General features: G+C 72.3%; 25 protein-coding genes. 9 read left to right on the forward strand and 16 right to left on the reverse strand.

The window, feature by feature from the left end:
* Window positions 1-5 precede the first annotated feature (5 nt).
* From HHX41_RS34690 to HHX41_RS34740, 11 genes are all read right to left on the reverse strand, one after another.
* Window positions 6-890 (reverse strand): universal stress protein, encoded by an 885-nt coding sequence (locus HHX41_RS34690; protein WP_182909322.1) that lies wholly within the window; start codon window positions 888-890, stop codon window positions 6-8.
* Between the two features lie 50 nt (window positions 891-940).
* The gene (locus HHX41_RS34695; RefSeq protein WP_182909323.1) at window positions 941-1,234 is read right to left on the reverse strand and encodes a dsRBD fold-containing protein; all 294 of its coding nucleotides are present in this window, start codon (window positions 1,232-1,234) and stop codon (window positions 941-943) included.
* Window positions 1,235-1,400: 166 nt separating this feature from the next.
* Complete coding sequence (locus HHX41_RS34700; protein ID WP_169987975.1) at window positions 1,401-1,610, reverse strand: DUF1918 domain-containing protein; 210 nt, start codon at window positions 1,608-1,610, stop codon at window positions 1,401-1,403.
* 329 nt (window positions 1,611-1,939) lie between these two features.
* Entirely contained in the window at window positions 1,940-2,563 is a 624-nt protein-coding gene (locus HHX41_RS34705; RefSeq protein WP_182909324.1) for a V-type ATP synthase subunit D, read from the reverse strand.
* Window positions 2,560-3,933 carry a V-type ATP synthase subunit B gene (locus HHX41_RS34710; protein WP_182909325.1) on the reverse strand — a complete coding sequence of 458 codons (1,374 nt, stop codon included), beginning with the start codon at window positions 3,931-3,933 and terminating at the stop codon, window positions 2,560-2,562. The genes HHX41_RS34705 and HHX41_RS34710 overlap by 4 nt, the downstream gene beginning before the upstream one ends.
* Complete coding sequence (locus HHX41_RS34715; protein ID WP_182909326.1) at window positions 3,930-5,615, reverse strand: V-type ATP synthase subunit A; 1,686 nt, start codon at window positions 5,613-5,615, stop codon at window positions 3,930-3,932. Before HHX41_RS34715 ends, HHX41_RS34710 begins: the two co-directional genes overlap by 4 nt.
* Complete coding sequence (locus tag HHX41_RS34720; RefSeq protein ID WP_396795651.1) at window positions 5,603-6,106, reverse strand: V-type ATP synthase subunit E family protein; 504 nt, start codon at window positions 6,104-6,106, stop codon at window positions 5,603-5,605. The genes HHX41_RS34715 and HHX41_RS34720 overlap by 13 nt, the downstream gene beginning before the upstream one ends.
* 5 nt (window positions 6,107-6,111) lie before the next feature.
* The gene (locus HHX41_RS34725; protein WP_169987983.1) at window positions 6,112-6,339 is read right to left on the reverse strand and encodes a V-type ATP synthase subunit F; all 228 of its coding nucleotides are present in this window, start codon (window positions 6,337-6,339) and stop codon (window positions 6,112-6,114) included.
* 6 nt (window positions 6,340-6,345) lie between these two features.
* Window positions 6,346-6,696, reverse strand: coding sequence for an ATP synthase subunit C (locus HHX41_RS34730; RefSeq protein WP_169987985.1), 351 nt, complete (start codon window positions 6,694-6,696; stop codon window positions 6,346-6,348).
* Window positions 6,660-7,877 (reverse strand): V-type ATPase 116kDa subunit family protein, encoded by a 1,218-nt coding sequence (locus HHX41_RS34735; protein WP_220504687.1) that lies wholly within the window; start codon window positions 7,875-7,877, stop codon window positions 6,660-6,662. The genes HHX41_RS34730 and HHX41_RS34735 overlap by 37 nt, the downstream gene beginning before the upstream one ends.
* Before the next feature lie 79 nt (window positions 7,878-7,956).
* Window positions 7,957-8,871 carry a hypothetical protein gene (locus tag HHX41_RS34740; RefSeq protein WP_182909327.1) on the reverse strand — a complete coding sequence of 305 codons (915 nt, stop codon included), beginning with the start codon at window positions 8,869-8,871 and terminating at the stop codon, window positions 7,957-7,959.
* Window positions 8,872-9,600: 729 nt separating this feature from the next.
* Here HHX41_RS34740 and HHX41_RS34745 point away from each other — a divergent pair.
* Window positions 9,601-12,258 (forward strand): GNAT family N-acetyltransferase, encoded by a 2,658-nt coding sequence (locus tag HHX41_RS34745; protein ID WP_182909328.1) that lies wholly within the window; start codon window positions 9,601-9,603, stop codon window positions 12,256-12,258.
* Window positions 12,259-12,360: 102 nt separating this feature from the next.
* Here the strand turns inward: HHX41_RS34745 and HHX41_RS34750 are convergent, their stop codons facing one another.
* A complete protein-coding gene (locus tag HHX41_RS34750) occupies window positions 12,361-12,981 on the reverse strand; it encodes a copper resistance CopC family protein (RefSeq protein ID WP_182909329.1) in 621 nt (206 codons plus the stop codon).
* Between the two features lie 290 nt (window positions 12,982-13,271).
* Here HHX41_RS34750 and HHX41_RS34755 point away from each other — a divergent pair, with 290 nt between their 5' ends.
* From HHX41_RS34755 to HHX41_RS34770, 4 genes are all read left to right on the forward strand, one after another.
* A complete protein-coding gene (locus HHX41_RS34755; RefSeq protein ID WP_259401542.1) occupies window positions 13,272-14,201 on the forward strand; it encodes a copper resistance protein CopC in 930 nt (309 codons plus the stop codon).
* Window positions 14,202-14,232: 31 nt separating this feature from the next.
* Window positions 14,233-14,727 (forward strand): hypothetical protein, encoded by a 495-nt coding sequence (locus HHX41_RS34760; protein ID WP_182909331.1) that lies wholly within the window; start codon window positions 14,233-14,235, stop codon window positions 14,725-14,727.
* Window positions 14,728-14,737: 10 nt separating this feature from the next.
* Window positions 14,738-16,054, forward strand: coding sequence for a hypothetical protein (locus HHX41_RS34765; RefSeq protein ID WP_182909332.1), 1,317 nt, complete (start codon window positions 14,738-14,740; stop codon window positions 16,052-16,054).
* A 174-nt stretch (window positions 16,055-16,228) separates the two neighbouring features.
* Window positions 16,229-17,491: a CdaR family transcriptional regulator gene (locus HHX41_RS34770; RefSeq protein WP_182909333.1), complete on the forward strand. Its 1,263-nt coding sequence runs from the start codon at window positions 16,229-16,231 to the stop codon at window positions 17,489-17,491.
* Between the two features lie 45 nt (window positions 17,492-17,536).
* Here HHX41_RS34770 and HHX41_RS34775 read toward each other — a convergent pair whose 3' ends face one another.
* From HHX41_RS34775 to HHX41_RS34790, 4 genes are read right to left on the reverse strand one after another with little or no spacing between them, the layout of a single operon-like run.
* Window positions 17,537-18,421 (reverse strand): NAD(P)-dependent oxidoreductase, encoded by an 885-nt coding sequence (locus HHX41_RS34775; protein WP_182909334.1) that lies wholly within the window; start codon window positions 18,419-18,421, stop codon window positions 17,537-17,539.
* The gene (locus tag HHX41_RS34780) at window positions 18,418-19,224 is read right to left on the reverse strand and encodes an alpha/beta fold hydrolase (protein WP_182909335.1); all 807 of its coding nucleotides are present in this window, start codon (window positions 19,222-19,224) and stop codon (window positions 18,418-18,420) included. The genes HHX41_RS34775 and HHX41_RS34780 overlap by 4 nt, the downstream gene beginning before the upstream one ends.
* Entirely contained in the window at window positions 19,221-19,766 is a 546-nt protein-coding gene (locus HHX41_RS34785; protein WP_182909336.1) for a carboxymuconolactone decarboxylase family protein, read from the reverse strand. Before HHX41_RS34785 ends, HHX41_RS34780 begins: the two co-directional genes overlap by 4 nt.
* A complete protein-coding gene (locus HHX41_RS34790) occupies window positions 19,766-20,875 on the reverse strand; it encodes an LLM class flavin-dependent oxidoreductase (RefSeq protein ID WP_182909337.1) in 1,110 nt (369 codons plus the stop codon). Before HHX41_RS34790 ends, HHX41_RS34785 begins: the two co-directional genes overlap by 1 nt.
* A 320-nt stretch (window positions 20,876-21,195) precedes the next feature.
* On the opposite strand from HHX41_RS34790, the gene HHX41_RS34795 reads away from it, so the two are divergent.
* From HHX41_RS34795 to HHX41_RS34810, 4 genes are read left to right on the forward strand one after another with little or no spacing between them, the layout of a single operon-like run.
* Complete coding sequence (locus HHX41_RS34795) at window positions 21,196-22,356, forward strand: flavin reductase (RefSeq protein WP_182909338.1); 1,161 nt, start codon at window positions 21,196-21,198, stop codon at window positions 22,354-22,356.
* Window positions 22,353-23,900 (forward strand): ABC transporter ATP-binding protein, encoded by a 1,548-nt coding sequence (locus HHX41_RS34800; protein WP_182909339.1) that lies wholly within the window; start codon window positions 22,353-22,355, stop codon window positions 23,898-23,900. The genes HHX41_RS34795 and HHX41_RS34800 overlap by 4 nt, the downstream gene beginning before the upstream one ends.
* A complete protein-coding gene (locus HHX41_RS34805) occupies window positions 23,893-25,002 on the forward strand; it encodes an ABC transporter permease (RefSeq protein ID WP_169988014.1) in 1,110 nt (369 codons plus the stop codon). Before HHX41_RS34800 ends, HHX41_RS34805 begins: the two co-directional genes overlap by 8 nt.
* Window positions 24,999-25,928 (forward strand): ABC transporter permease, encoded by a 930-nt coding sequence (locus HHX41_RS34810; protein ID WP_182909340.1) that lies wholly within the window; start codon window positions 24,999-25,001, stop codon window positions 25,926-25,928. The genes HHX41_RS34805 and HHX41_RS34810 overlap by 4 nt, the downstream gene beginning before the upstream one ends.
* The last annotated feature ends 14 nt before the right edge of the window (window positions 25,929-25,942 follow it).

A 25,942-nucleotide genomic window follows, 5' to 3' on the forward strand; every position in this document is an offset into this window, starting at 1 on the left:
CCGCGTTACCGTCGCGCCCCTGCCCGCCCGGGATGAGGGCCGCGCACGACGGCCACCGGTCCTTTCGCATGGTGGAGGACAGAGTGGCTGACCGAGCCGAGGCGGAGCGTGGGAAAGCCGCCACGTCCTCTGGCTCCGACGACGAGAAGTTCCGCGTCGTTCGACGCGTCGGCCAGAACCGACGCGGGGGCGCCTTCGATCACCTCTTCGTCCACGGGAACGTCCGGGTACTTGGCCTTCCAACCCGCGAGCGACTCCGACAGGAGCCTGGCGCCTTCTCGTTCGACCGCCGCCATGTCGTAACGGACCGGGCGCATCTCCCGAGGGCATGCCGGATGGACCCAGGCGTGCACGGCTCGCAGGCCGACCGAGCGCAGGGACGCCTCCTCGAACGCGAAGCCCACGGCGTCTACGGAGGCTTCCGAGCCGTCGACACCGACGACGATCCCGGATGGCCCGGAGCCGGTTCCAGTCCCGGGCACGATGACGACAGGGCACGCGGCGTGTTCCGCCATCTGGCGGCTCACCGAGCCGAGCAGCAGCCGGGTGAAGCCCCCGGTGCCGCGCGAGCCCAGCACCAGCAGGGCGGCGTCGGCCGCCTCCTGAAGGAGCGTGACGGGGATGGGGCCGATCCCGAGCCTGCAGCCGACGTCGACGGACGCGAAGGTGCGGGCGCGGTCCTCGGCGATCCTGAGGACCTCGAGTCCTGCGGCCTCCGGCCGTGGCGCCTCCAGGCCGGGTTCGCGGATCGCGACGTTGTACTCCCAGCGGACCGCGATGTGCACGATGCGCAACGGCAGATGCCTGCGCCCGGCTTCGGCGGCGGCCCAGTCCACAGCGCCCAGGGCCTGCGCCGATCCGTCCACCCCGACCACGATGAGTTTGCTCATGGCGTGTCCTTCCGTCGCGAGCGTTGGTGGCCGATCCGGAGCAGAGGGCCTTATTCAGGCAGCTCCCAGGGCAGGTTCAGTTCGACCACTTCCTGGAGCGCGTGCTGCTGGGGGGCTATCTTCCTGACCGCGATCTGGTTGAGACAGTGGCTCAGCCTGGTCAGGGCTCTGGCCGTGGCGATCTCGTCGCCCACTTCGGGGATCGACCGGTCGTCCGGGCTGCGGTGAGCGTGACCGGCGCCCGTGACGTTGACTCCGTCCGCGGTGGTCAGCGTGGCGCAGGCGTACGTCTCGTCGTCCTGCTCGGTGATGTCGATGCCGATGTTCCAGCGCTTGGTCGTCATCCTGCCTCCCCACGACTGTTAGGGGCCACGCCGGATCTGCCCCATGTCACCGGCCACGGACGCCGCGCGGGGGCGACGTCGACGCGCCTCTCCCGGCAATCACACGGCGGAGGCGGCAGGCCCCCGCATCCGGCGCTTCCACGGTGAAACACCCGGAGGCGTCTTGTCACCTACCGCGCTCTCCGTATTCGCGACGGTGCTCCACGTGGGCACCCGGGCCCGGGAAAATGAGAGTCTCGTGCTTCTCGTCCAACCACCTGACCACATAGGGCGGGGACCCGTCGCTGTGCTGGAGGCCCGTGATGATGCCGGTGCGGCGAGGCCCGTCGAGGTGACGGCTCTCGATGATCAATCGGTCGCCGACTGCCGCTTTCATGGCTGCCTCATCTCTCCCCAATGGGCTTGTTCGGTCCCGCAGCCGACCGGGGTCTGCGGATCACGTGACGCGCCGGGGCGCTCTCAACGGCCTCGGCCGGCAGCCGGGGATGCACGCCGCAGTGACCGGCGAACCCCCTGTGCCGGCCTTTATGACGCTCAACGTGAGCATATGGCTCACCCCCATCGCCGCTATTCAGCCTGGCCGGGTTCGCCCCTTCCTGCTTAGGGCAGGAGGTCCCGCAACCGAGGGACCTCCGTACCGAGGGCCGCCGGTGATGCGGGGCCCACGTCGGCGATGCGGCCGGAGGACCGCCTCCCGGTCGGTCGTCACTGCTGCCGCGGCTCTCGGGAGGCGATCGCGCGGCGGACCCGGGCGCCGTCGGCTCGCTCCATCTCGTCCAAGGACAGTTCGACCTCGGTCAGCGCCGTCTCGACGCCGGGAAGGATGTGGTCGCGGAGCGCGCGGATCAGGCGGCTGGTCGCCTCCTCCTGCGCGGACACGATCCGCTCGGCCTCCTTGGCGGCGGCATGCTCGACGGCGGCGCGAAGCGCGGTGCCGTACGCGTCCCGGGTCGGTACGAGCGCAGCGGTGAGCGGCAGCGGGGTGGACGGGCCGGGTTCCTCTGGCGCCTGGAAGGAGGTGCGGCCGGGATAGCTCGTTCCCATCGCGTCCACCCAGTCCACCCGCACCTCGGCGAGCCGCCCGTCGTCGGCGAGCCGGATCACCCTCCGGCCGCCGAGCAGTGCCGCGCGCAGCGACCAGGCGTCCGCGGCCCGGCAGGCCGCTTCCCACTCCCGGCCGGTGCGTGTCGCGTCGAGGGCGAGGCGGTCCCGCTCCTGCCGCAGGATTCGCAGTTTGCGGTCCAGTACGGCCAGTCCGTGCCGGAGGACGGCCAGGCGACGCCGGAGCCACAGCCGCCCGGCTCTGCCGGGCGGAACGCTCAGTCTCATCTCTCCTCCCGGTAGCCCGCGTCCAGCGCTTCGGACGACAGCATGGTCAGTTCCCGGCGAGGCAGCATGGAGACGACGTCCCAGGCACGGTCGAAGGTCTCCCCCAGTGAGCGGAGCTCGTCTCCCCGTTGCGCGAGCAGCCGGTGTTCGAATGCCTCCGCCAAGGCGAGGTGACGGCGGTCGACGGCGCTGAGGGCGCTTTCTCCGACGAGTTCGGCCAGTTCCCGTGCCTGCCGCGCACGGGACAGAGCGGCGATGATCTGTGCGGCGAGATCGACGTGCTCGGGCCGCGTGCGACCTGGCCCTGCTCCCGCCCGCATCATCCGCGACAGAGACGAGAGCGGGTCGATGTGCGGGTAGGCGGAGACGTTCCGGGTCAGGAGGATCTGGCCCTCGGTGATGTAGCCGGTGAGGTCGGGAACCGGATGGGTGATGTCCCCCGCCGGCATGCTCAGCACCGGCAGCACGGTGAGAGACCCGGGGCGCCCCCGCACCCGTCCGCATCGTTCGTACAGAGAGGCGAGGTCGCTGTAGAGATAGCCCGGGTAGGCCCGCCGGGCGGGAATCTCCCCGCGCGCGGCGGAGACCTCTCGCAACGCCTCGCAGTAGCTGGTCATGTCGGCGAGCACCGCCAGGACGTGGCGTCCCACGGTGAAGGCGAGATGTTCGGCGATGGTCAGGGCGAGCCGCGGGGTGAGAATCCGTTCGATCACGGGGTCGTCGGCGAGGTTCAGTAGCAGTGTCAGCTCCCCGGCGGCGGACCGTTCCTCCAATCTGTCCCGTACGGTCGCCGCGTCGGCGTGCGTCAGGCCGATGGCGGCGAACACGACGGTGAACGGTTCGCCGCCGGCACCGGCCTGAGCGGCGATCTGGGCGGCGAGTTTCAGGTGGGGCAGCCCGGCGGCGGAGAAGACAGCGATCTTCTGACCGCGCACCAGCGTGGTCAGCAGGTCGATGGCGGAGATTCCGGTCAGCACCGGCTCCGACGGGGGCTCGCGCAGGGTGGGATTGAGGGGAAAGCCGTTCACGGCGGCGTCGGCCGCCCCGGCGACCGGGGGCCCTCCGTCCAGCGGCCGGCCGCCTCCGTCGCAGACCCGTCCCAGCCAGCCCGGGCCGACGGGGATCCGCATCGGGCGCCCGGCGAAGGTCACCCGGGTGCCCTCGGCCCGGATTCCGGCGGTTCCCTCGAAGACCTGGACGACGGCCAGATCGTGATCGGCCTCCAGGACGAGACCGTGCCGGCGCTCTCCGGTCTCCAGCTCGATCGACGCGTACTCATCCCAGCCCACGCCCCTGGTGCCGCGGACCATCACCAGCGGACCGCGCAGCTCCGCCACGTCGGTGTACTCCACGGGCGCCCAGACCGTCATCGCGATCTCTCCAATGCGTCCAGCACCGTGTCCCGCCGGGCCGCGATCTCCTCCTCCGGGGCCTCCTTGGCCCGGAGGATCGGGGAGAAGTCCTGCTGCTCGATCCATGCGACCGGCACCTGGTTCTCCACAAGGGTCTGGCAGCGGTCGACGACCGCGAGAAGCGCGTCGGCGATCAGGGTCGTGCGCTCCGGCCGGCAGAAGGAGTCACGAGGGCTGAGCGCGCTCTGCTGCAGGAAGCCTTCCCGGATGAGGCGTCCGGCGAGCAGGACGATGCGTTCGTGGGCCGGGAGCGTTCCGGCTCCGAGCAGCTCGGCCAGTGCGGTCAGGCGGTCGGCCTCGGCGAGGAGGCCGCTCACCCGGCCACGCCGCTGGGCGGCGCCGGGGACCGCGGCCGTCATCGCGCCCGCGTCGCGGGCGAAGGAGCCTGCCCAGGACACCGCCGGGTAGTGGCGCGCGTAGGCGAGGTCGCGGTCGAGCGTCCACAGGGAGCGGACGAACCGCTGGGTGTGCGCGGTGACCGGTTCCGTCATGTCCCCTCCGGGCGGGGAGACCGCGCCGATGATGGTGACCGACCCCGTGGCGCCGCCGAGCGTGGTCACCCGTCCCGCCCGTTCGTAGAAGGCCGCGAGCGCGGACGCGAGATCGGCGGGGTAGCCCTCCTCGGCGGGGAGCGCGCCGCTGCGGGAGCCGAGTTCCCGCAGGGCCTCCGCCCATCGGGAGGTCGAGTCCGCGATGACCACGGTGTCGTAGCCCATGTCGCGGAAGTGTTCGGCCACCGTGACGCCGGTGTAGATACTGGCCTCGCGGGCCATCATCGGCATGTTCGAGGTGTTCGCGATCACGACGGTCCGGTCCGCCAGCCGGCCGCCGGTCCGCGGGTCGGTGAGCCGGCCCAGTTCGGCGACGACGTCGGCCATCTCGTTTCCGCGCTCCCCGCAGCCGACGTAGACGACCACGTCGGCGTCGCACCACTTCGCGATCTGCTGCAGCAGTACGGTCTTGCCGGTGCCGAAGCCGCCGGGAACGGCGACCGTGCCACCCCGGGACACCGGCAGCAGCAGGTCGATGACCCGCTGCCCGGTGGTCAAGGGGACCGGCTCCTCATGGCGGACGTCGTACGGCAGGGCCCGCCGCACCGGCTGTTCGCGTCCGAGGGTCACCTGAACGCCGCCGACGACCGCGACCGGGTCCCCGGAGGGGCAGGGGCCCGGCTCCCGGATCCGCGACACCGCACCACCGGGCGAGAGCACCAGGTAGGGCGGCGACGATCCGCTGTCGACGCTTCCGATCGGTGTCCCGCGCGCCACCGTCCGGCCCTCCTCGACCAGCGGCCTGAACGGCCAGGAGCGCCCAGCGCGGGCGGCGCGGGCGGGCGGCGGGGCGGCGGGGTCCAGCCACATGCCCGCCCCGCCGAGCGGGCGGAGCAGTCCGTCGAACACCCCGCCGAGCAGGTGCGGGCCCAGTCGCGCCGACAGGGGCGAGCCCCCGCGGCGGGCGGGGTCGCCGGGGGCCAGCCCGCCCGTGTACTCGTACGCCTGGATTGTGGCGCGGTCCCCGCGCAGGGCGATGATCTCGCCGGGCAGGCGGTGGGGTCCGAGGGCGACCAGTTCGAACATCGCCGCTCCGGTCAGGCCCTCGACCTCGACAAGCGGGCCGTTGACCCGCGTCACGGTGCCCACAAGCGTTCCACCTCCGCTCCGAGGGCATCGACGGCCCGGTTGGCCAGCGCCTCCAGCGAGCAGTCGACGCGACGGCCCCGCCCCTCCGCCACGACGCCGCCGTCGGGGTGCTCGCGCACCACCAGGTCGTCGCCGCCCGCCTCGCGGGCCAGTTCGCCCAGGCGTTTGACGAGCCGCGGGTAGCAGGGGTCGTCGCGGAGCGCCTGTACGGCCACGCCCGCCCGCCTGCGCAGTTCCTCCAGTGCCTCCCGCCGGGCGGCCAGCTCCATGCCGCGGGCCTGTCGCGCGCTTCGTGCGCGCACGGCGGCCGAGTACGCCTCCGCTTCCGCCTCCCCCTGCTCCCGGGCGGCGGCGACGATCTCGCGAGCCTGCCGTCGCGCGTCCTCGATCGTCTGGGCGGCGTCGCGCTCGGCCGCACGGATGACGGCGTCCGCGTCCAGCCGTGCCTGCCGCAGGAGGGCTTCGGCCACCGGCGCCAGCACGTCCCGCATCGCGATCAATCCGGCATCACCACCGTCAGCGGCCCGCCGGTCGCCGCACCGGCGACCGCGTCACCGAGGGCCTCGGCCGCCCGAGGGGTGAGGATCACCACGGCCACGTGGGTTTCCAGGGTTCGCCATGCCTCACGCACCGCCTCGGCGTCCTCGGCGGGGCGGACCAGGGCGCCCGCGAGGCCGAAAGCGGCCACGCGGACGGTCTCCCCGATGACTGCCACGGTCCCCATGCCCGGTCACGCCCGTTCGATGAGGATGACGCCGATGACGAGACCGTAGATCGCGATGCCCTCGGCGAGCCCGACGATGACGATGGCCCGGCCGAACAGTTCGGGCCGCTCACTCATCGCAGCGAGGGCTGCCGCGCCTGTGTAGGCGACGGCGATGCCCGCGCCGATCGCCGCGCCGGCGACCGCGATCGCCGCGCCGAGCAGCGCCGTCCCGTTCACGGCCCGAGCGGCGGCCGGGGCGCCCGCGTCCGCCCGTGGGGCGCCGGCGGCGGTGAGCGCCGAAACGAGGAGAACGAGGGCGGCGAGCACGATGACGGCGTTCACGGCCTGCAGGCCTCGTCTGATCCAGACGGACATGGCCTCGCCTCCCTGGATGTCGGTGGAAGATGCCAGGGGCGGAACGGGCGCCCCTCGGCCTGGAAGAGCCGGGAGAACAGCTCGTAGTACTCCAGGCGCAGGGCCTGGATGCCGACCACGAGCCCCTCGATCGTGAGTGCGAGCGCGTTGCCCACAACGAAGATCGTCGCGGCGGCGACCGGGCGGCCCGCCCACAACCTGGAAGTGCCCGTCCACACGATGGAGCCGATGGCCGCATGGGTGAGGCCGAACGCGGCCAGCCGGGTGAACGAGACGAGGTTCGCGCCCAGCCGGACGACCAGGTCGAACAGCCGTATCGCGGCCTGGGCGATCCCGCTCGCACCGCCGCCGGCCTCGGCGAGGAAACCGGCGAAGGCCAGCGCGAGACCTGCGGCGGCGATCAGGCCACCGGCCACGGCGAGGAGATCCAGCTTGCCGTACCATCCGGCGGCGGCCAGGCCGAGTCCGGTGAACACCGCCCCACCGGCGATCCCGGCCGAGGAGTAGAGCGCGACCGGCCATCCCCCCTCACGCCACCGGTTCACGACTGCGAGCGCGTAGGCGCCGCCGAGCAGCAGCGCGCCCACGCCGAGGGCGGCGAGCAGAAGCTGGACGGGATGAGTGAGCGGCTCCAGCCACAGCACCGGCACGACGCCGGTCGGGCCGAAGCACTCGCCGTACAGCAGGCCGAAGAGCACGCTCGTCAGACCCGCTCCGAGGACGAACGGCCACGCTCGGCGGAACCTGGCCAGCCATCTGGGACGGCGGTAGTACAGGCAGGCCGCCGCGACAAGGAGCAGCGTCCCGTGGCCGACGTCGCCGAACATCATGCCGAACATGACCATGTAGGCGGCGGCCGCCAGTGGAGTGGGGTCGATGTCGCGGTAGGGCACCGTTCCGTACGTGGCGACGACCGGGGACAGGAAGCCGCGCAGACCGTTCGACCGCAGCAGGGACGGCGCCTCGACGCCCGCCGGCCGGGAGATCTGGACGACCGCGCCGCCGTGGGGCGCCAGGCGGCTCGACAACTCGGTCACCAGCGTGGCGGGCATCCAGCCGGCGAGCGCGGCGACGTCATCGCGAACGACGGCCTCCTTCGACACGGTCTCCAGCGGCGCATCGGCAGGCGTGGACAGCTCGACCACCCCCGCGCCCCCCACCTGCCTGAGTACGTCCGGCATAGCCGGGCAGGGAGCCACGATCGCGACCCGTTCCATCCGGACGGGCCACAGAGCTTCACGCCAGGTCACGTGGGGCCGGTCAGATGAGGACATCGGCGGCGCCTCCCCTGGCGGCCAGCTCCAGCGCGGCCCGCGCCCTGCGGGCGTCCGCGGCCAGCACGGCGACGGCCCCCACAACGGGGCCCGCCGAGAAACCGGATCCCGTCAGCAGAGCACGGCCGTCTTCCTCCACGCGCTTCCACCAGCGCCGTTCGGCCTCCCACAACCGGCTGGGGTCCTCGATGTCGAGCAGCGCCCACCGGGCGGCCGAGGGAAGGCGTCCGGTCATCTCCGTGATGGACATCGCCGCCACGGCGTCCGGGCCGAGGAGGGCCCGGCAGCGATCGCGTGCTCCGGCAGAAGGCTCACGACGCTCCGCATGCCGTTCACGGGCGACCAGCAACGCCGCCGCGCCCATGACCCAGCCTCGCGTGGCGGGAGGAAGGACGTCGGCGAGCCGCTCCGCCCAGGCCAGGCGCATGCCCAACTGGATCTCGTGACGGGTGGAACCGCCGGGATCGCCCCACGGGGAGGTGGCCAGCGTCGCCCGGATGTCGGTGAGTGACCCGCACCGCCGCAACCGAGGCCACGCCGTGCCCAGCGAACCGAGGACGAACTCGGGCTCGGCGGGCCGTCCGGTCAGGCGGCACATCAGCTCGTCCACGTTGGCGATCTCGAACCACCGGGCCAGGACGCGCGTCATCTGCCCGCCCTCCCGCGGCAGCCAGCCGGCGAGGACGCGCAGATGCCACGCGAGTGTGGCGAGGACGGCCCGCTGGGCGTCGGGCAGGCTCTGATCGGGCCGCACATCGTGCCCGTAGGAGGTGCGTGCGAGCATGGCCACCGCCTCGGCGGCGGAGCCGCAGGCGGCGAGCCGACGGGCCCGCCGGAGCCCGAGGCCGCGACGCACCAGCGCTCTCGCCCGGGTGGAGCCGGAGACCCAGGAAGCGGTCATGGCACATCACGGGCCAGGGACCGCACCTCCGCGACAACCCGGGCGACCATCTCCGGCATGCGGGCGGCGGCACGCCGGCGGATCACGCCGGCAGAGCCCGTGGCGTCTCGCAGGAGAGCATCGCTCTCCTGCTCCGATGTCCGACGAGCGGCCGAGGCGGCCTCCGCCCGCGCCGCCTCCGCCTCCAGCCGCGCCGCTGACAGGACGGCGGCAGCCTGGGCACGTGCGCGAGTTCGCGTCTCCTCCGCGCTGGACCGTGCACGGAGCCGCTCATGAGCGCACCTCGCCCATGTCTCCTCGAGGGCGGAGAAGACCGCCTCGAGTTCGGCGGCCTGGTCGACCGCGTAGTCGGCCGGAACGCCGGCGGGCGCCGCGGCACCGGGTACACCCGCTGGGCGGAACCGCTGGAGGAAGTCACGCAACCGAGCCATTGTTCACCTCCACCTGCTTGGGGTGATGCCCCCGCAGGGGTCGCACCTTGCAGATCGGCGGACGCGAACTCGGTGACAGCGCTCGGCCTGCCGACGCCGCAGCGTGAGACGGCCGTCGTACCGGGAGGGGTGCTGACCGGCCAGGGCGAGGTGCCGCTTCCGGGCCACGGTGCCCACGCCGGCCGGCATCCGCGCGTAAACGATGGCGGGGGGCGGCATCCGGCTCGGGACCAGGGTCCCTGCCGAGAGGGGGAGGAGGCCCCTGGAGGTGTGCCCGGCGGTGGCCGACGCTGGGAGCATGGCTCGAACCGTTGCCGAGGCATGTGACGTCCTCCTGCGTGACGGCGGGGTGGCGCACATCCGCCCGTTGTGCCCATCTGACCGGGAAGCCCTGCACGCACTGATCACCAGATCCTCCCCGCACTCGGCGTACCTGAGGTTCTTCACCGGTGGCACCACCTCGGCCCACGTGTACATGGACCGGATCACCGGCCCGCGATACCCCGGCCACGCCCTGGTCGCCCTGATCCGCGGCCTGATGGTCGGCGTGGCCGAATACATCCCCCGCCCGGACAGGCCGGAGGCCGAGGTGGGGATCTTGCTGGACGACCTGGTGCACGGCCAAGGGCTCGGCACGCTGCTGCTCGAGCACATCGCGCTGGACGCGGCGGACGCGGGTATCGAGGACCTGGTCGCCACCGTCCTGCCCGAGAACCGGGCGATGCTGCGCGTCCTGAACGATCTCGGTCTGCCGGTGAAGAAGCAGTACGAGCAGGGGCAGGTGGAGATCCGCATCGCCACCCGGCCCACCGACAGCCTGGTGGCCGAGATCGAGGCCCGGGCGCACGAGGCGGAGCGCAGCTCCCTCGCGCACGTGTTCACCCCATGCTCGGTGGCCGTGATCGGGGCCAGCCGTGATCCGGCGCGCGTGGGGCACCGCGTGCTGCGCAACCTGGTCGACGGAGGCTTCCTCGGGCCGATCTACCCCGTCAATCCCCGGGCCGTCGAGGTGTGCGGCCTGGCCGCCTATCCCGGCCTCGCCTCGCTGCCCGGGCCGGCGGAACTGGCCGTGGTCGCCGTCCCGGCCTCCGCCGTGCTCGGCGTCGCCCGCGAGTGCGCCCGCCACCAGGTGCGCGCCCTGGTCGTCCTCACCGCCGGCTTCGCCGAGGCCGGGGGCCGCGAGGCGGAACGCGAACTGCTGCGCGTCTGCCGCGAGGCGGGCATGCGGCTGATCGGCCCCAACTGCCTCGGCGTCGTGAACACGGCGGCCCGCCTGCACGCCGGTTTCCTGCCCGGACGTCCTCCCGCGGGGCCACTGGGACTGATGTCGCAGTCGGGCGCGGTCGCGGCCGCTTTGATCGAACGCGCCGGGCTACTCGGCCTCGGCGTCTCCTCCTTCGCCTCCGTCGGGAACAAGGCGGATGTCAGCGGCAACGACCTGCTCGAATACTGGGAAGACGATCCGGCCACCCGCGTCATCGCCCTGTATCTCGAATCCTTCGGCAACCCGCGCAGGTTCGGCCGGATCGCCCGCAGGATCAGCGCCCGTAAACCGATCGTCGTCGTGAAGAGCGGACGCAGCGCCTCGGGGAGCCGGGCAGTCCGCTCGCACACCGCCGCCGCGGCGACCCCCGACGTCGCCGTGGACACGCTGCTACGCGCATGCGGCGCGATCAGGGAGGACAGCGTCCAGGACCTGCTCGACACCGCCCGGCTGCTGGCCTTCCAGCCGCTGCCGGACGGCCCCCGGGTGGCGATCGTGGGCAACTCCGGCGGCCCGCAGGCGCTGACCGCGGATGCCTGCGAGCGGCTCGGCCTGGTCGTGCCGGACCTGCGCCCCGCCACCGCCGAGGCGCTTCGCGCCCGTCTTCGCCCGGCCGCGGCCGTCGGCAACCCCGTCGATCTCACCGCCGAGGCCGACGCCGCCGACTTCGCCTTCACGATCGCGACCGTCCTCGCCGACCCGGGCGTCGACGCTGTCCTGATCGTCTACACCCCGCCGTTCGGCTCGGGCCTGGAGGAGACCAGGGAAGCGATCGCGGCCACCACCACGGACGCGGCGAAGCCCGTACTCGCCTGCCTGGCCGGGCACGACGAGCTCATCGACGGGAGGGTGCCCGCGTACGCCTTCCCCGAGCAGGCCGTGCACGCTCTCGCCCAGGCGGCCGGGTACGCCGCCCGGCGCGTCCGGCCGGTGACCTCACCGGAGGAACCACCGGGAATCGATCTGCCGCTCGCCCGCCGCGTCGTCGCCGCGGACCTGTCCGCCCATCCCGAGGGACGCTGGCTGGACGAACACACCGCAGCCCGCCTGCTGTCGGCCTACGGCGTCCACGTCGCCGAATCCGTCGCCGTCAACGGGCCCGAGAGCGCCGCCGAGGCCACCGCGCTCACCGGACTGCCCGCCGTGCTCAAGGCGACCGGCCCCCGGCTCGTCCACAAGTCCGAGGTCGGCGGCGTCCGGCTCGATTTGCAGACCCCCGAGCAGGTCCGGCAGGCATACCGGGAGATGTCCGCCCGCCTCGGCCCCGCCATGCAGGGGGCGATCGTCCAGGCCATGGCCGCCGAGGGCACCGAGATGATCATCGGAGGCGTCGCGCACGAGACGTTCGGGCCACTGATCATGGCAGGGCTCGGCGGGGTGGCCACAGAGCTGCTCGCCGACCGCGCCTTCCGCGTGCCGCCGATCGACCGAGCGGAGGCCGGGAGAATGATCGGCGAGCTGCGCTGCGCGCCGCTCCTGCACGGCTACCGGGGCCGCCCGGAAGCCGACGTCCGCGCGTTGGAGGACCAGATCGTCCGCGTCGGCCGCCTCATGGACGACCAGCCCGACATCGCCGAGCTCGACCTCAACCCCGTCATCGTGACGCCAGGCGGAGTGGTGGCCGTGGACGTGCGCGTGCGACTCGCGCCCGCCCCGCCTCTCCCCTCACCCTTCCGGCGCCGTCTCCGCTGACGCGCATCCGGGAGACACCTGCGCTTTCACAGCGGTGGCTGAGACGGTGCGCGCGTGGGTCCGCCGGACCGGCGTCATCGCCGCATCGAGGGCCCGGCAGCATCACGACTCTGCTGCGCCTCGCCGCCGCCGGCGCACGACCAGGGTCCCCGCGGCTACCGCCACCGCCAAGACGGCGACGACCAGTGCGGCGGTCCACCCGCCACCTGACGACGAGGAGGCGGCCGCCGACGTGCCGGCCGCCGGGGACGACGGCGCGGCCCCAGCGGGGGTCGCCACCCCGGCGGATGACGGGCCGGCAGCCGGACTCGCGGTCGTCGGCGTCGCCGAGGGTACGGGCGCGGGAGCTTTCAGGGTGAAGTGAAGCTCCCCACTGACGGGATGACCGTCGGAGGACACCACGCGGAAGGCGATCGCATAACGGCCGTTGGGCAGATCGGCGGTCAGTGGCTGGGTGACGACGGGCCCTTTGGTGCCCGGCTTGCCATTGGCGACCTTCTGCCCGCCCGGGCCGGTCACCACGATGGTGACGAACTGGCGATTGATGCTCTCGGTGAAGACCAGCTCGACGTGGGAGGGCGCCTTTTCCACCGTCGCGCCGTCCTTGGGCGTCGACGACTTCAGCTCCGTGTGCGCGGCCGCGGGACCCGTCACTCCGGCGATCACGGTGGTCACGACAGCGGCGGCTGCGAACAGGCGGATGACGATGTGCGCGTATCTCACGGCTTGCCCTTCCAGAGAAGAGGAGAACGCCTAAGGCTATCCGCGCTGATCGTCCCCTCCCCCTGAGCACCGCCGTAGTGCCTTCGGGGCGCTTCACCGGGCACGTCCACCGCTGAGTCCGGGGCCGAACACCGCGGTTCCGTCGTCCGATCCAGCTCCACTTCTGTTGCAACCGCATCGAGTTCTGTTCATTCGTGGCAAAAGTCGTTAACCTCGACGCAATCGGTCTCACCGGTCCGAGCCGCATCTCCCCATCCAGGGGCCGTACCTCGTGGAGGGCAGAAGTGACGATGGCGCGCTGGCTGGGCCGGTTGCTTCTGCTGATCGTCGCCGGCGTGCTGGCGACGACCGCCCTGGCGGCGCCCGCCTCCGCCCACGGCCAGCTCGCGATGTCGACACCGGTCAAGGACAGTACGGTGCGCGAGCCGATGGAGTCCCTCGCGCTCTACTTCACCGAGGCGCCCGCCCCGAACGCGTACTTCGCGGTCACCGCCCCCAGTGGCGCCCGCGTCGACCGGCCCTGGACGCACGGCCGGCCCGAACGGCTCGACGAGCCGGTTCAGGAGTACAACCTCGTCAACGGGACGTGGGAACCGGTGGTGTACAACACCGGATACCCGGCAGAGATCCCGGTCGCCTACTGGCCGGAGCGGGGCAAGTACGTCGTCCGCTACCTGTCCATCGCCTCCGACGGGGAGCCGGTGCAAGGAGAACTGCGGTTCACCTACAACGGCAGGACCTCAGGGCCGCCCAAGGGCTGGCAGGCCCCGGACAACGAGCCCGACCCCAGCCTGCTCGACTCGCACGAGCCCGGGAGCGGCACCCAGGCCCCGATGCCGGAGACCGGCGGCAGCCCGGCGGCGCTGGGCCCCGCGGCGCCCCAGGCCGGCGCCGGCCCGGCCGCGGTTACGGGGACCGGCGCCAGCCCGGCCGCGGTTCCCGAAACCGGCGGCGGTCAGGACTCCGTGCCCGAAACCGGCGCGGCCGGCACCGCCGCCCGGACAGCGCAGCCGGCCGACTCCGGCACCGGGCTGTCGGTATGGCTGGTGCCCTCGGTCCTCGTCGTGGGAGCGGGCGTCCTGGTGGTGCGGGCGGCGCGGCGGCCCGCGCCCGCCACCCCGGCGGCCCGGCGGTCGTCCGGCCGCCCAGCGGCCGGGAAACCCCCACGGGCCCCGGCGTCACGTACTCCCCAGCGTCCCAAATCCACCAGGCGACGCTGACTCGTCCCACCCCTCAGGAAGAAGACCCCCCATGACGATCGCCCCTGCGCGCCTGCGCCCACTGCTCGCCGCGCTCCCGCTCGGCGTGGCCCTGGTGATGGCCACGGCGGCCTGTGGCGGCTCGGATTCCGCCGCCCCCGCCCAGTCGGCCGCTCCGGTGTCCACCGAGTCGGCTGCCCCGGCTCCTGCCGAGTCGGCTCCCGCGGCCCCCAGCGAGCCGGCCGCCGCCGCCTCCACCGACTCGGCCGACTCCGCCGACTCGGCGGTGAAGGAGATCACCGTCGCTGTCGCCGGTCGCAAGGTCACGCCGCCGCCCGGACGGATCGAGGTGACCAAGGGCCAGACGGTGCGGATCACGATCACCAGCGACGCCGCCGACGAGGCACACCTGCACGGGTACGACAAGGAGGCAAGCCTGAAGCCCGGCACCCCCGCGAGCATCGAGTTCGTCGCCGACGAGACCGGGTTGTTCGAGATGGAAACCCACGAGTCGGGACTGCAACTGTTCCAGCTCGTCGTCCGTTAGGGCCGCCGGGATGCTGCTGGCTCACGGCGTCGGCGGCCGTCAGGACCTGCCGATCCCGTTCTCGGCCGCGCTGACCGGCGCGGCCCTCGCGTTGCTGGTGTCGTTCGTGGCGCTCGGCGCGCTGTGGAAACAACCGCGGCTGAATGCCGCCCTCACCGCTGCCCGCTCGCTGCCCACCGCCGTCCAGGCGGCGGTGACCGCGCCGGCCTGGCGGTGGGTCTGGCGAATCGCCGGGCTCGTCGCCGCGGCGTACTTCTGCATCGGGTTGATCTTCGGTCCCGATCGGGCCGACAATCCCACGGCCGGGGCGTTCTACGTACTGTTCTGGGTCGGCCTGGTGCCGCTGTCGCTGCTGTTCGGCCCGGTGTGGCGCGGCCTGAACCCGCTGCGGACGCTGCACCTGCTGGCCTGCAGAGGGCTCGGACGCGACCCCGAGCTCGGCCTGCGGCCGCTGCCCGCGGGCGTCGGATACTGGCCCGCCTGCGCCGGCCTGTTCGCCTTCGTCTGGCTGGAACTGGTCGCCCCCGAACGGGCCACCCTGCCGGTGATCGGAGCCTGGCTCGCGGCCTACGCCGTGCTCATGCTCGCCGGGGCGGTCGTCTTCGGCTCGCGGTGGTTCGACCACGCCGATCCGTTCGAGGTCTACAGCGACCTCGTGGGCAGGCTGGCCCCGGCGGGCAGACGCCGCGACGGCGTCGTGGTCTGGCGCAACTCCCTCGACGGCATGGCCGGGCTGCGACCGGCACCGGGACTGACGGTACTGGTGGTCGTGCTCCTGGGCTCCACCATGTACGACAGCCTGTCCAACGCCCCGGTGTGGGTGCGCTTCATGCAGGAGAGCGCGGTGCCGGCCCCGGTCACGGGCACCGCCGGCCTGATCGCCGTCATCGCTCTGGTGCTCGCGGCGTACCGGGGCGCGACGGCGTTGGCCGGCCGGTGGGGTGCGGCGGAGCCGGGTACGACGGCGGGCGAGATCGCCCACTCGATCGTTCCGGTGGCCGTCGGATACGTGGTGGCCCACTACTACACCCTGTTCCTGCTGGAGGGGCAGCGGACCATCGCCCTGCTGTCCGATCCGCTGGACACCGGCGCCGACTGGCTCGGCACCGCCGGGTGGACCATCCAGGCGCTCGGCACCACCCCGGCCGGAGTCGCCACCCTCCAGGTGACGGTGATCGTCGTCGGCCACGTGCTGGGCACCGTCCTGGCGCACGACCGCGCGCTGGCCCTGTTCCCTCGGCGTACCGCCGTCCTCGGGCAGATTCCCCTGCTCGTGCTGATGGTGGTCTACACCGTCGTGGGCCTGCTCCTCCTGTTCGCCGCCTGAGCGGACTCGGCGCACCCACCCGCGCAGCTGCCTCGCGGTGACCGGCGTACGCGCAGATCGTCCCAGTGCACCGAGAAAGCCCTCCTACCAGCCCAAACTCGATCAGACGCTATCCTCACCAGACCGACTACCGGGCGCAACCTGGCCCGGCAGGGTCCGTCGAGGGAGATTCCGATGCAGCCTGCTTCCCGGCGCTTGTCCGACCGGCCCTCGTCCGGGGGTGCCTCGCTGCCGGACTGGGCGCGAGAGGCCGCCGACGACGTCGACCTCCGCGTCCTCTGCGACGTGGTCGTGCGCAGGGACATCGAGGTGGCGTTCCCGTCGTACGCCGAGGACCAGGAGTTCGTCGACCACCTCACCGCCAGCGTCCGGGAGAATCTACGGACCCTCCAGGACGTGTTGTGCGCGAGGATGCGCCTGTCCGACGTGCGGCTGCGCCAGCCCTTGACGTTCGGTGCCGTCCAGGCGCGACTGCGCATTCCGCAGAGCGCGCTGCAGCGTTCGTACCGCGTGGGGTTCGTGGCGATGTGGGAGACATGGGCGGCGCGACTGCGCGCGCACGCGCAGACGGCCGACATTTCCCGGGACGAGACGAGCGACGCGCTGACCGCCCTGACCTTGGCGATCTTCGGTTATCAGGACCATGTGGCGGTGCAGGTCGCCGACACCTATATCCGCGAGGACGAGGCACTGAGCCGGTCCCGCGCGCACGTCAGGCAGCGGCTGATCCGCGGCCTCCTCGACGGCGACGAGGACCGCCTCTCCCCCTCCGATCTGCTGACGATCGGCTACGAGTTCGACGCGCACCACGTCGCCGTGCTCCTGCCCGAGGTGGCCGAGGGCGCCGCAGGACGGCTCACGATCGGAATGCGGACGGCGACGGGGGCGCGGCAGTCGCTCATCTACCCCTCGGGGCTGAGAAGCACGGTGGTGTGGCTGAGCCGCCTCTCCCCGTGGCCCGGCGAACTGGTCGACAGGCTGCGCGCCGCCCTGTCGACGGCCGGTGTGACCGCGTCGCTCGGGGAGGGCCGGCCGGGCCTGGAGGGGTTCCGCCGGACGTACGCCCAAACCCAGGACGTCGAGAGGATTCGGGCGGCCTGGGGCCCCGAACGGTCACCCAAGGTGATCAATTACTCGGAGGTGGGGCTCGAGGTCCTGCTGATGCGCGACCACGATCTGGCCCGTCGCTTCGTCGAGGACGAACTCGGCCCGCTGGCCCTCGACAACCCCGAGACGGCCCGGCTGAGGGAGACACTCGACACGTGGTTCCGCCTCGGTAGTCACGTGGCGACCGCCGAGTTCCTCGGCCTCCACGAGCACACCATCCGCAACCGGCTGCGCAAGGTGGAGAAGCTGATCGGCCACGGCGTTGGCGAGCGGCGAACGGAGACGCAGGTCGCGCTCCGCGTGATGACGCTGCTCGCCAATCGGCCGTGAGCCACCGGAGCCCGCTCCCCCGGTGTTCCGGACGAGCCGTGCCGATCAGTCGCCAGTCAGCCCACGCAGGACGGCGAAGACGCTGGCGGTGTCCTGATGTGACCTGCCCTGCGCCACCGCGGCCTGGTAGAGCACCGCGGTGACCGCCAGCAGCGGAGTCGGGCTGGCGACGCTCGCCGCGAAGTCGGCGATGATCCGCAGGTCCTTCTGGAACGTGTCCACGCGCATGGTGGCGTTCTCGAAGCCGCCCGCGACCATCATCGGCCCCCGGATCTCGAACATCCGTGAACTGCCGGCGCCGTCGCCGATCGCGGTGAGCACCTGGCCCAGGTCGAGCCCTGACCGCTGGGCCAGCAGGAGCGCCTCGGCCGCGGCGGCGTTGTGCACCGCGACGAGCAGGTTGGCCACCACCTTCATCCGGGTGCCGTTGCCGAACTCTCCGAGGTCGTAACAGGCGCGGGTGGTGTGCGAAAGGATGGGCAGGACGGCTTCGCGATCGGCGGTGGTACCCCCGCTCAGATAGGCGATCAGATCCCCGTCGCGGGCCTGCTGCCCCGTCCCGCTGAGTGGGCAGTCGAGCAGGAGCACACGGGGGCCGGCGGCCTCGCACGCGCGTCGCTTCTCGTCCGGCGACAGCGTACTGGTCTCGATGACGGTGACCGGCTGTCCGGCGGCCCGCACGCCGTCCGGTCTGGTGAGCACATCGAGCAGCGCCTCGGCGTTCGGCAGTGAGCTGATGATCACCCCGCACTCCCCCGCCATCTCCCGGGCCGACGACACGGTGCGGCCGCCCGCGGCCCGGTGGGCCCGCATCCGCTCCGGGTCCACGTCGAGGCCCACGACGTCGAGCCCCGCTCGCAGCAGGTGGGAGCTCATCGCGGAGCCCATCACGCCGAGGCCGATCACGCCGACGGTTCCGGTGCCGCTCATGACCTCCGCTCCTCGTCGCCGCGATCACGGAGGAACGCGTCCAGCACGGAGACGAACCGGTCCGGCCGCTCTACGACGGCCGCGTGGCGCGCCGATGCGATCCACTCCAGGCGGGCGCCGACGATCGCGTCCCGCAGCGCCGGCGCCGCCGCCACGAACGCCGGCATGTCGTCGTCGCCGCAGATCACCAGGGCCGGCGCCGTGATACGCGGCAGCGACGACGTCACGTCCGCGGTCTCGAGCGCCTCACAGGCCCGGGCATACCCTTCGGGATCGGTGTTCAGGAGGATCTGCCGGGCCAGGCCGACGGCGGGCGCGCCCGTAGCGAGCGCCTCCGCGGTGAACCAGGTGGCGATCGTTGGATCGACCAGGGGGGCCATCCCGCGCGCACGGGCGACGGCCGCCCGCTCGCGCCACAGTTCCCGCATCGTCCCGGGATAGGTCGCCACCGTGTCGGCCAGCACGAGCCGGTCGATCAGGTCGGGGCGGTCCGCGGCCAGGTGCTGGGCGACCAGGCCGCCGAGCGAGACGCCTGCGACCACGAACCTGCCGTCGGGCCGTCCGAAACCATCCGCGCGCAGGCGGTCCAGCCCGGCGGCGAGCCAGGCGGCCAGATCGGCGACGCCGTAGCGCCCGCTGGGCACCGGGGCATCCCCGTGTCCCGGCAGGTCGCACGTGTGCACCCGGCGGCCGGTGAGCAGGGGGACGATCCCGGACCAGAACCGGTGGCTGGAGGCGAGCGGATGGAGCAGGACGACGTCGCGTCCCGAACCGGTCGTATGCCACTTCGCGGGCTCGATCATCCTTCCTCCGGCGCCGGCGTGCCCGCGACGTTCATGATCATCGCGAGCGTGGTGTAGTAGCCGACCGTAGTGACGAGCTCCACCAGAACCGTCTCGCCCAGCTCCCCGTGGGCCCGCTCGTAGGTCGCGTCGCCGACCTCGCCGGTGCGCTGCAGTTCGTCCACGAGATCCCAGGTCACCGCGAGGCGGGCGGGCAGGTCGTCCGGCCGGCGGCCGACGGCGACGGCGTCCACCACGTCGGCGGCGATCCCGGCGCGCAGCGCGAGCGGCCGATGGAAGGCCCACTCGAAGCCCTGGTTCCATCGGCGCGCGACGAGCAGGATCGCGAGCTCCAGCACCGCTGGAGGCAGCGTGGATTCGAACCGCAGGAACTCCCCGACCTTCTGCAGCCGTGTCATCAGCTCGGGACTGCGCAGAAGCGGCGCGAACGGTCCGATGAGAGCGCCGCGCGGCCCGGACGCGATCACCTCTACGGCCCGGCGCTGCTCTGGGGTCAGCTCCTCCTCCCGCGGCGGCGGCAGGCGGTGTGACCGGTCGATCATCAGGAGGTCCCCTCCGCCTCGATCGCCTTGTTGACGAGCGGCATGACCTCGGTCGCCATGAGCTCCATGGATCGGCGCGCGAGGCCGGGGTCGGCCCAGTCGAGACCGGCGTAGACGAGCTCCCCGAAGTCGCCGGTCTGCTCGCGCAGTTCGAGCACCTGCTCGGCGACGGACTCGGGAGTACCGGTGATCACCAGCCGGTCGAGGACGTAGTCGAGAGTGATCTCGTCGTCGGGCTGGTCGCGGCGGGTCTTGAACAGCTCCAGGCGGCCCATCTTCCGCATCTTGTCGACCATCTGCCGGAAGTAGAAGCGGTAGGGGCTCGCCTCGTCCGTCCGGCCGTACCGCTCGGCGGTCTCGGCGTCGTCGGCCACGAAGACGGTGCGGGCCACCCGCCAGTCGTCGCTCCGGGCGGTCTCCCCCACCGACTCCTTGCCGCGCACGTAGTTGCCCCAGTGCGTGGCCACCCACTGCGGCAGCAGGAAGTTGGCCGACAGCGGGTGGAAGTCCTTGGCCCCCATCTCGATCACACCCTTCGAGAACGGCGCGACCACCGTGCCGACGATCTCCGGCCGCGGTGTCTGCAGCGGCCGGCCGACGACGCCGACGCCGAGGTCCAGGTCGATCGTGCGCGCCGTCGAGACCTCGAACCGGTTGCCGGGCAGAGCGATGTCGTACGGCGGGTCCGCCGACCAGAGGCGGGTGATGACGTCGATCGCCTCGGCGAACAGCTTGTTGCGGTCCTCACCGAGGATCCCGAGGATCTCGGCGTCCGACGCCAGCGCGCCCGGGCTGACGCCGAGGATGAACCGGCCGCCGCTGAGGTGGTCGAACATCGCCGAGTTCACCGCGACGAGCACCGGGTGCTGGTGCGACAGGTTCGTCGTGCCTGTGCCGAGCCGGATCTGCCGGGTGTCGGAGATCAGCGTGGCGAGAAACAGAAGGCTGTTGGTGATGTTCTCGTGCCGGTCGGTCAGGTGCTCTCCCACGAAGGCGTCGTGGAAACCGAGACGGTCCGCCAGGATCACCGCCTCTCGGTCCTCAGCCAGGGTGTCCGCCCAGGGGCGGCCCAGCGGATGGACGGGCATCGTGAAGTAACCGAGTCTCACTGTGAGCTCCCAGGTCCCTTGATCGTGCGCACCACCGCGCGCCTTGGCCGCCGCGGTTACGGAACGCGTGCGGCAGGGCCAGTCAACGAGCGGACCCGCCTCCCGCGCACTGGCGGCCGGCGTGAGATCGCCGCCGTCCGCACTCACGCCACCCGTCATCGACGTGAGCCGTCCGTTTCCCCACTGACGGAATCCGCCATCCGGGCACCGCAGAGTTCACGGGTTCCGCCATGCCGCGTTATGGGCGTGCACCGGTCTACTCCTCTCCAAGCCACCGGCGGCGTCTGGTCGCCGGCTCACCGAGTACGAGGGAACGCCCGATGACTCGACCGGATGACATCCAGCTCGAACACATGCCCACGCCGGTGGACCCGGTCGTCTTCCGCCGCGTCGTGGGGCACCTGGCCAGCGGCGTCACCATCGTCACGACCAGTCACGGCAGCGACATGTACGGCATGACGGCCAGCTCGGTCACATCGCTGTCACTGGAGCCGCCTCTGATGTTGGCGTGCATCAACAACGCCGCACCCACGGCGTCGGCGGTGTCGCAGGCCGGGCACTACGCGGTGAACGTACTGGGAGAGGGGTCCGCGCATCTGGCCCAGCAGTTCGCCGGACCGCACCGGGACAAGTTCCGCGGTGTCGACATCGTGCCGGGCGCGCTCGGCGCACCGGTGCTGAGTGCCGCGCTCGCCAATCTGGAGTGCCGGGTGGTGGAACGAGTGCGTGGCGGAACGCACACGATCTTCATCGGTGAGGTCGTCGCCGCGAGCGCCCGCGAGGGCAGCCCACTGACCTACTTCCGGGGAGGCTTCGGCCGGTTCGAGTTCGAGCGCGACGACGAGGCCTACCGGCGGGCCCGGCGCCTCCTGCTGGAGCGCCGCTACGGCGCCGACACCGTGCTCAGCCTCGACGAGTTCGCCTACGACCTCGACGTGGACAAGGCGAGCGCGTTCTACGCCCTGACCCGGCTCGCGGTCGACCAGCTGGTGCGCCGCGATCCCGAGCGCGGCTACGTCGTGGCGCCGTTCGACGTCCGTACCTCCGACGAGGCGTTCGACGCCCGCAGCGCCATCGAGGCGGGGGTGATCGACATGACGGCCGGGCGGCTGACGCCGGCCGACCTCGGCGGTCTGCGTGAGCGCTTCGAGACGATGGCGACCCTGCTGGTCGGCGACCACTTCATCGACTTCGATCGGTACGTCGACGCCAACCTCTCCTTTCACGAATACCTGGTGAGTCTGGCCGGCAACGCCGCACTGTCGGCCGCCTTCGGCCAGATCGGCCTGCGCGCGGTGATGGTGCGCAGCTTCGGCGCGAGCCCCCTCACCTCGCAGGCGTTCATCGAGGTGCAGCGAGAACTGACCGAGGCGCTGGAAGCCGCGGACACCGTGGCCGCCAAACGGGCCGCGTTCGCCTACACCGAGCTGGCGAAGGCACGCGCCCGGGAGATCCTCGCCGAGACGGGCGGCATGCTGTGACCGGCGGCGCCACACCGCTGGTGACGATGCGCGGCATCAGCAAGAGCTTCGGGAACCTGCGCGCCAACCGCGACGTCGACCTCACCCTGTACCGCGGCGAGGTGCACTCGCTTCTCGGCGAGAACGGCGCCGGCAAGTCCACTCTCATGAACATCCTGTTCGGCATGTACCGGCCCGACACCGGGCGGATCGAGGTGGACGGCACGCCGGTCTCCTTCGGCTCTCCCCGCGACGCACTGGCCCGGGGAATCGGCATGGTTCACCAGCACTTCATGCTCGTGCCGGACTTCACCGTGGCCGAGAACGTCGCTCTCGGCGGTGAGCGGCGGCACCGCCTGGGCCTGCGCCGCACCCGGGTGACCGCGGAGGTGGCGGAACTGGCCGAGCGGTTCGGCATGCACCTGGACGTACGCACACCGGTCCGGCTGCTCTCGGTCGAGCAGCAGCAGCAGGTCGAGATCCTCAAGCTGCTCTACCGCGGCGCCGACCTGCTGATCCTCGACGAGCCGACCGCCGTGCTGGGGCCGGTCGAGATCGAACGGCTGTTCGTCACCCTGCGCCGGCTGTGTGACGCGGGCCGCGGGGTCGTCATCATCACCCACAAACTGACCGAGGTACTGTCCGTCGCCGACCGGATCACCGTTCTGCGCCAGGGCGCGGTCGCGGCCACCGCCCGAAGTGGAGAGCTCGACCGAGCCGGCCTCGCTCTCGCGATGCTCGGCCGTGAACTGCCCGCTCTGCCCGCCCGGCGTCCACACCCGGACGCCGAGCCCCCCACCGTCCTGGAGGTCGAGGGCCTCAGCCTTCCGGCGGGGCGGAGCACGAAGCCGCTGCACGACGTCCGTCTGCGGGTGTCGGCCGGAGAGATCGTCGGGATCACGGGGGTCGAGGGCAACGGGCAGACCGAGCTCATGCGGGCCCTGTCGGGCCTGGTCACGCCCTCGTCCGGGACGGTGCGGCTACGCGGACGCGACGTGACCGGGATCTCGCCCCGGCAGTTGCGCGCGCACGGCGTCGGCATCGTCACGGACGACCGGCTCCGCTGGGACGCCGTCACGGAAATGTCGCTGGAGGAGAACTTGGCGCTTGTCGACGTGCCCGCCGGCCGGTTCAGCCGCTTCGGGCTGCTTCGCGGTGGCCGGATGCGCGTGTGGGCGCGGCGGCTGCTGGACGACCACGACGTCTCGCCGCCCGACCCTCAGGCCCGTATGGGTGCGTTGTCCGGCGGCAACCAGCAGAAGGTCGTCATCGCCCGCGAACTCGCTCACGGCCCCGACCTTCTGCTCGCCTCCCACCCCGTACGCGGCCTTGACGCCGGAGCGGCGGACTTCGTGTTCCGCCGGATCGTCGAGCTGCGCGACCGGGGCTCCGGGATCCTGCTGAACTCCGCCGACCTCGACGAGCTGTGGGCCGTCGCCGATCGGGTCGTCGTGCTCAACGGCGGCCGGGTGGCGCTGGAGGGGCGCACCGAGGATCTGACGATCGACCAGGTCGCCGAGGCCATGACAGGCGGCGACGTACCTTCGGCGGTGGGCCGTGACTGAGCGGGCGGGCGGCGTCGCCGTCCAGACAGCGCACGCCGGTTCGGGAGGCGGCGAGGGGAATCGCCGGCGTCTCACGCCGCCTCCCCGGCTGCGCCGGCCACTGGCGTTCGTCGCGGCGCTGGTCATCGCGCTCGCGGTCATGGCGGTGCTGTTCGCCGTGCTCGGGGCCGACCCGGTGAAGGCCCTGCGGGCGATGGCGACCGGCGCGTTCGGCACGCCGTACGCGCTGAACCAGACCCTGCAGGTGGCCAGCGTGCTGACCATGGTCGCGATCGCGGCCCTCATCCCGTTCCGGGCCGGCGTGATGAACGTCGGCGGCGAGGGGCAGCTGGCAGCCGGGGCGACCGCCGCGACCGTCGTGGTGTTCACCGTCGGTGGAGGAGGCGGGGGGCTGGGCGTCGTGCTGCTCGCGGTCGCCGCCGCGATGATCGGCGCCGCCGTCTGGGCGGGCCTCACCGGCGTGCTGCGCGCGGCGCTCGGCGCCAACGAGGTGATCGTCGGGCTGATGCTGAACTTCCTCGGCGCCCTGCTCGCCGAATGGGTGATCGCCGGGCCCTGGGCCGACACGCTCGCGCCGCAGACCCGCGCGTTCGACGAGGGCACCGACCTCCCGCAGATCCCCTTGCTGGGCGGGGAGTTCGCCACCGCGCTGCTCGTCGCGCTCGCGGTCTCGGGGCTGGCGTGGGTGCTGCTCGATCGGAGCCGCTTCGGCTTCGCCGTCCGCGTGCTCGGCGGCAACGCGGACGCCGGACTGCGCGCCGGCATCTCGATGCGGCGCATGACGGTCGCCGTCATGCTCGTCGGCGGCGCCGCGGCGGGCCTCGCCGCCTCCGTCCAGGTGTTCACCGTCAACCACGCGCTCATCCAGAACCCGGCGCAGGGCTACGGCTACACGGGCATCGCGGTCGCGCTGCTCGCTGGGCTGCGGCCCCGGCTCGTCCCGCTCGCCGCGGTGCTCTTCGCCGCCCTGACCGTGGGAGCCAACTCGCTGCCCGCCGTGACCGGGGTCTCCACGTCGGCGTCGCTCATCGTCCAGGGCGTGTTCGTGATCTGCCTGATCGCGACGGGCGCCATCACCGTGCGTTCAAGGGGTGCATCATGAGCCAGGCCGCCCTCGTGACCATCCTGTCGACCGGGGTGCTGCTCGCCGTACCGGTGCTGTGGGCCGCGCTCGGCGAACTCATCGTCGAGAAGTCGGGCACGCTGAACCTGGGCGTCGAAGGGGTCATGCTCATCGGCGCCGCCACCGCGGCCCTCGTCGTCAAGGCCGGCGCCGGCTTCGCCGCGGCCGCGCTGGTCAGTCTGCCCGTCGGAGCGCTCTGCGGGGCCGTGCTGGCCTACCTGTACGTGTCCCGGCGCACCGACCAGATCGTGACCGGCATCCTGTTCAACCTGGTCGCGCTGGGCCTCACCACGACCTTGTTCGCCCGCTACCTCAACGGCGTCGGCGAGGTGTCCACCGCGCCCCGTTACGCGGTACCGCTCCTGTCGCGGATCCCGGTCGTCGGGCCGTCCCTGTTCACCCAGACGCCCCTGTTCTACCTGTCGGTCGCGGCCGCCGTGCTGGTGCTGCTGGCCGTGCACGGCACGTGGTTCGGCCTCGGGCTGCTGTCGGCCGGCGAACAGCCCCGCGCCGCCGAGACGGCCGGGATCGACGTCATCCGCGTCCGCTGGAAGGCCCTGCTCGCCGGGAACGCGCTGGCGGGCCTCGGCGGCGCCTGCATCGTCCTCACCCAGAGCGGCGCGTTCCTGCCCAACATCACCAACGGGCAGGGATACATCGCTCTCGCCGTCGTCGTCCTCGGCCGGTTCAAGCCGGCGTACATCGTCCTGGGCGCCGTGTTCTTCGGCATCGCCAACGCGTTCCAGTTCCAGCTACAGAGTCTGCCGTTCGCGCAGGGATACCCCCGCCAGCTGTGGCTCGCCCTGCCCTACATCGCCACCATCGTCGCCGTCACGCTCAGCCGGAGCGCACGTTACCCCGCCGCGGTGGGCCGGCCGTACGTGCCGGCCACCCGCCGCGGCTGATCCGCCCCCGTCCC

The sequence above is a fragment of the Microbispora sp. H13382 genome (genome assembly GCF_014161445.1).
Taxonomy (GTDB): Bacteria; Actinomycetota; Actinomycetes; order Streptosporangiales; family Streptosporangiaceae; genus Microbispora.

Bases quoted from the DNA above. Each gene is read 5' to 3' on its own strand.
- HHX41_RS34735 (WP_220504687.1), bottom strand. From the start codon at position 7,877: ATGCCGGACGTACTCAGGCAGGTGGGGGGCGCGGGGGTGGTCGAGCTG.
- HHX41_RS34775 (WP_182909334.1), bottom strand. From the start codon at position 18,421: ATGAGCGGCACCGGAACCGTCGGCGTGATCGGCCTCGGCGTGATGGGC.
- HHX41_RS34730 (WP_169987985.1), bottom strand. From the start codon at position 6,696: ATGTCCGTCTGGATCAGACGAGGCCTGCAGGCCGTGAACGCCGTCATC.
- HHX41_RS34745 (WP_182909328.1), top strand. From the start codon at position 9,601: ATGGCTCGAACCGTTGCCGAGGCATGTGACGTCCTCCTGCGTGACGGC.
- HHX41_RS34795 (WP_182909338.1), top strand. From the start codon at position 21,196: ATGACTCGACCGGATGACATCCAGCTCGAACACATGCCCACGCCGGTG.
- HHX41_RS34700 (WP_169987975.1), bottom strand. From the start codon at position 1,610: ATGAAAGCGGCAGTCGGCGACCGATTGATCATCGAGAGCCGTCACCTC.
- HHX41_RS34785 (WP_182909336.1), bottom strand. From the start codon at position 19,766: ATGATCGACCGGTCACACCGCCTGCCGCCGCCGCGGGAGGAGGAGCTG.
- HHX41_RS34720 (WP_396795651.1), bottom strand. From the start codon at position 6,106: ATGCGGGACGTGCTGGCGCCGGTGGCCGAAGCCCTCCTGCGGCAGGCA.
- HHX41_RS34770 (WP_182909333.1), top strand. From the start codon at position 16,229: ATGCAGCCTGCTTCCCGGCGCTTGTCCGACCGGCCCTCGTCCGGGGGT.
- HHX41_RS34755 (WP_259401542.1), top strand. From the start codon at position 13,272: ATGGCGCGCTGGCTGGGCCGGTTGCTTCTGCTGATCGTCGCCGGCGTG.
- HHX41_RS34695 (WP_182909323.1), bottom strand. From the start codon at position 1,234: ATGACGACCAAGCGCTGGAACATCGGCATCGACATCACCGAGCAGGAC.
- HHX41_RS34765 (WP_182909332.1), top strand. From the start codon at position 14,738: ATGCTGCTGGCTCACGGCGTCGGCGGCCGTCAGGACCTGCCGATCCCG.
- HHX41_RS34690 (WP_182909322.1), bottom strand. From the start codon at position 890: ATGAGCAAACTCATCGTGGTCGGGGTGGACGGATCGGCGCAGGCCCTG.
- HHX41_RS34780 (WP_182909335.1), bottom strand. From the start codon at position 19,224: ATGATCGAGCCCGCGAAGTGGCATACGACCGGTTCGGGACGCGACGTC.
- HHX41_RS34760 (WP_182909331.1), top strand. From the start codon at position 14,233: ATGACGATCGCCCCTGCGCGCCTGCGCCCACTGCTCGCCGCGCTCCCG.
- HHX41_RS34810 (WP_182909340.1), top strand. From the start codon at position 24,999: ATGAGCCAGGCCGCCCTCGTGACCATCCTGTCGACCGGGGTGCTGCTC.
- HHX41_RS34740 (WP_182909327.1), bottom strand. From the start codon at position 8,871: ATGACCGCTTCCTGGGTCTCCGGCTCCACCCGGGCGAGAGCGCTGGTG.
- HHX41_RS34705 (WP_182909324.1), bottom strand. From the start codon at position 2,563: ATGAGACTGAGCGTTCCGCCCGGCAGAGCCGGGCGGCTGTGGCTCCGG.
- HHX41_RS34710 (WP_182909325.1), bottom strand. From the start codon at position 3,933: ATGACGGTCTGGGCGCCCGTGGAGTACACCGACGTGGCGGAGCTGCGC.
- HHX41_RS34725 (WP_169987983.1), bottom strand. From the start codon at position 6,339: ATGGGGACCGTGGCAGTCATCGGGGAGACCGTCCGCGTGGCCGCTTTC.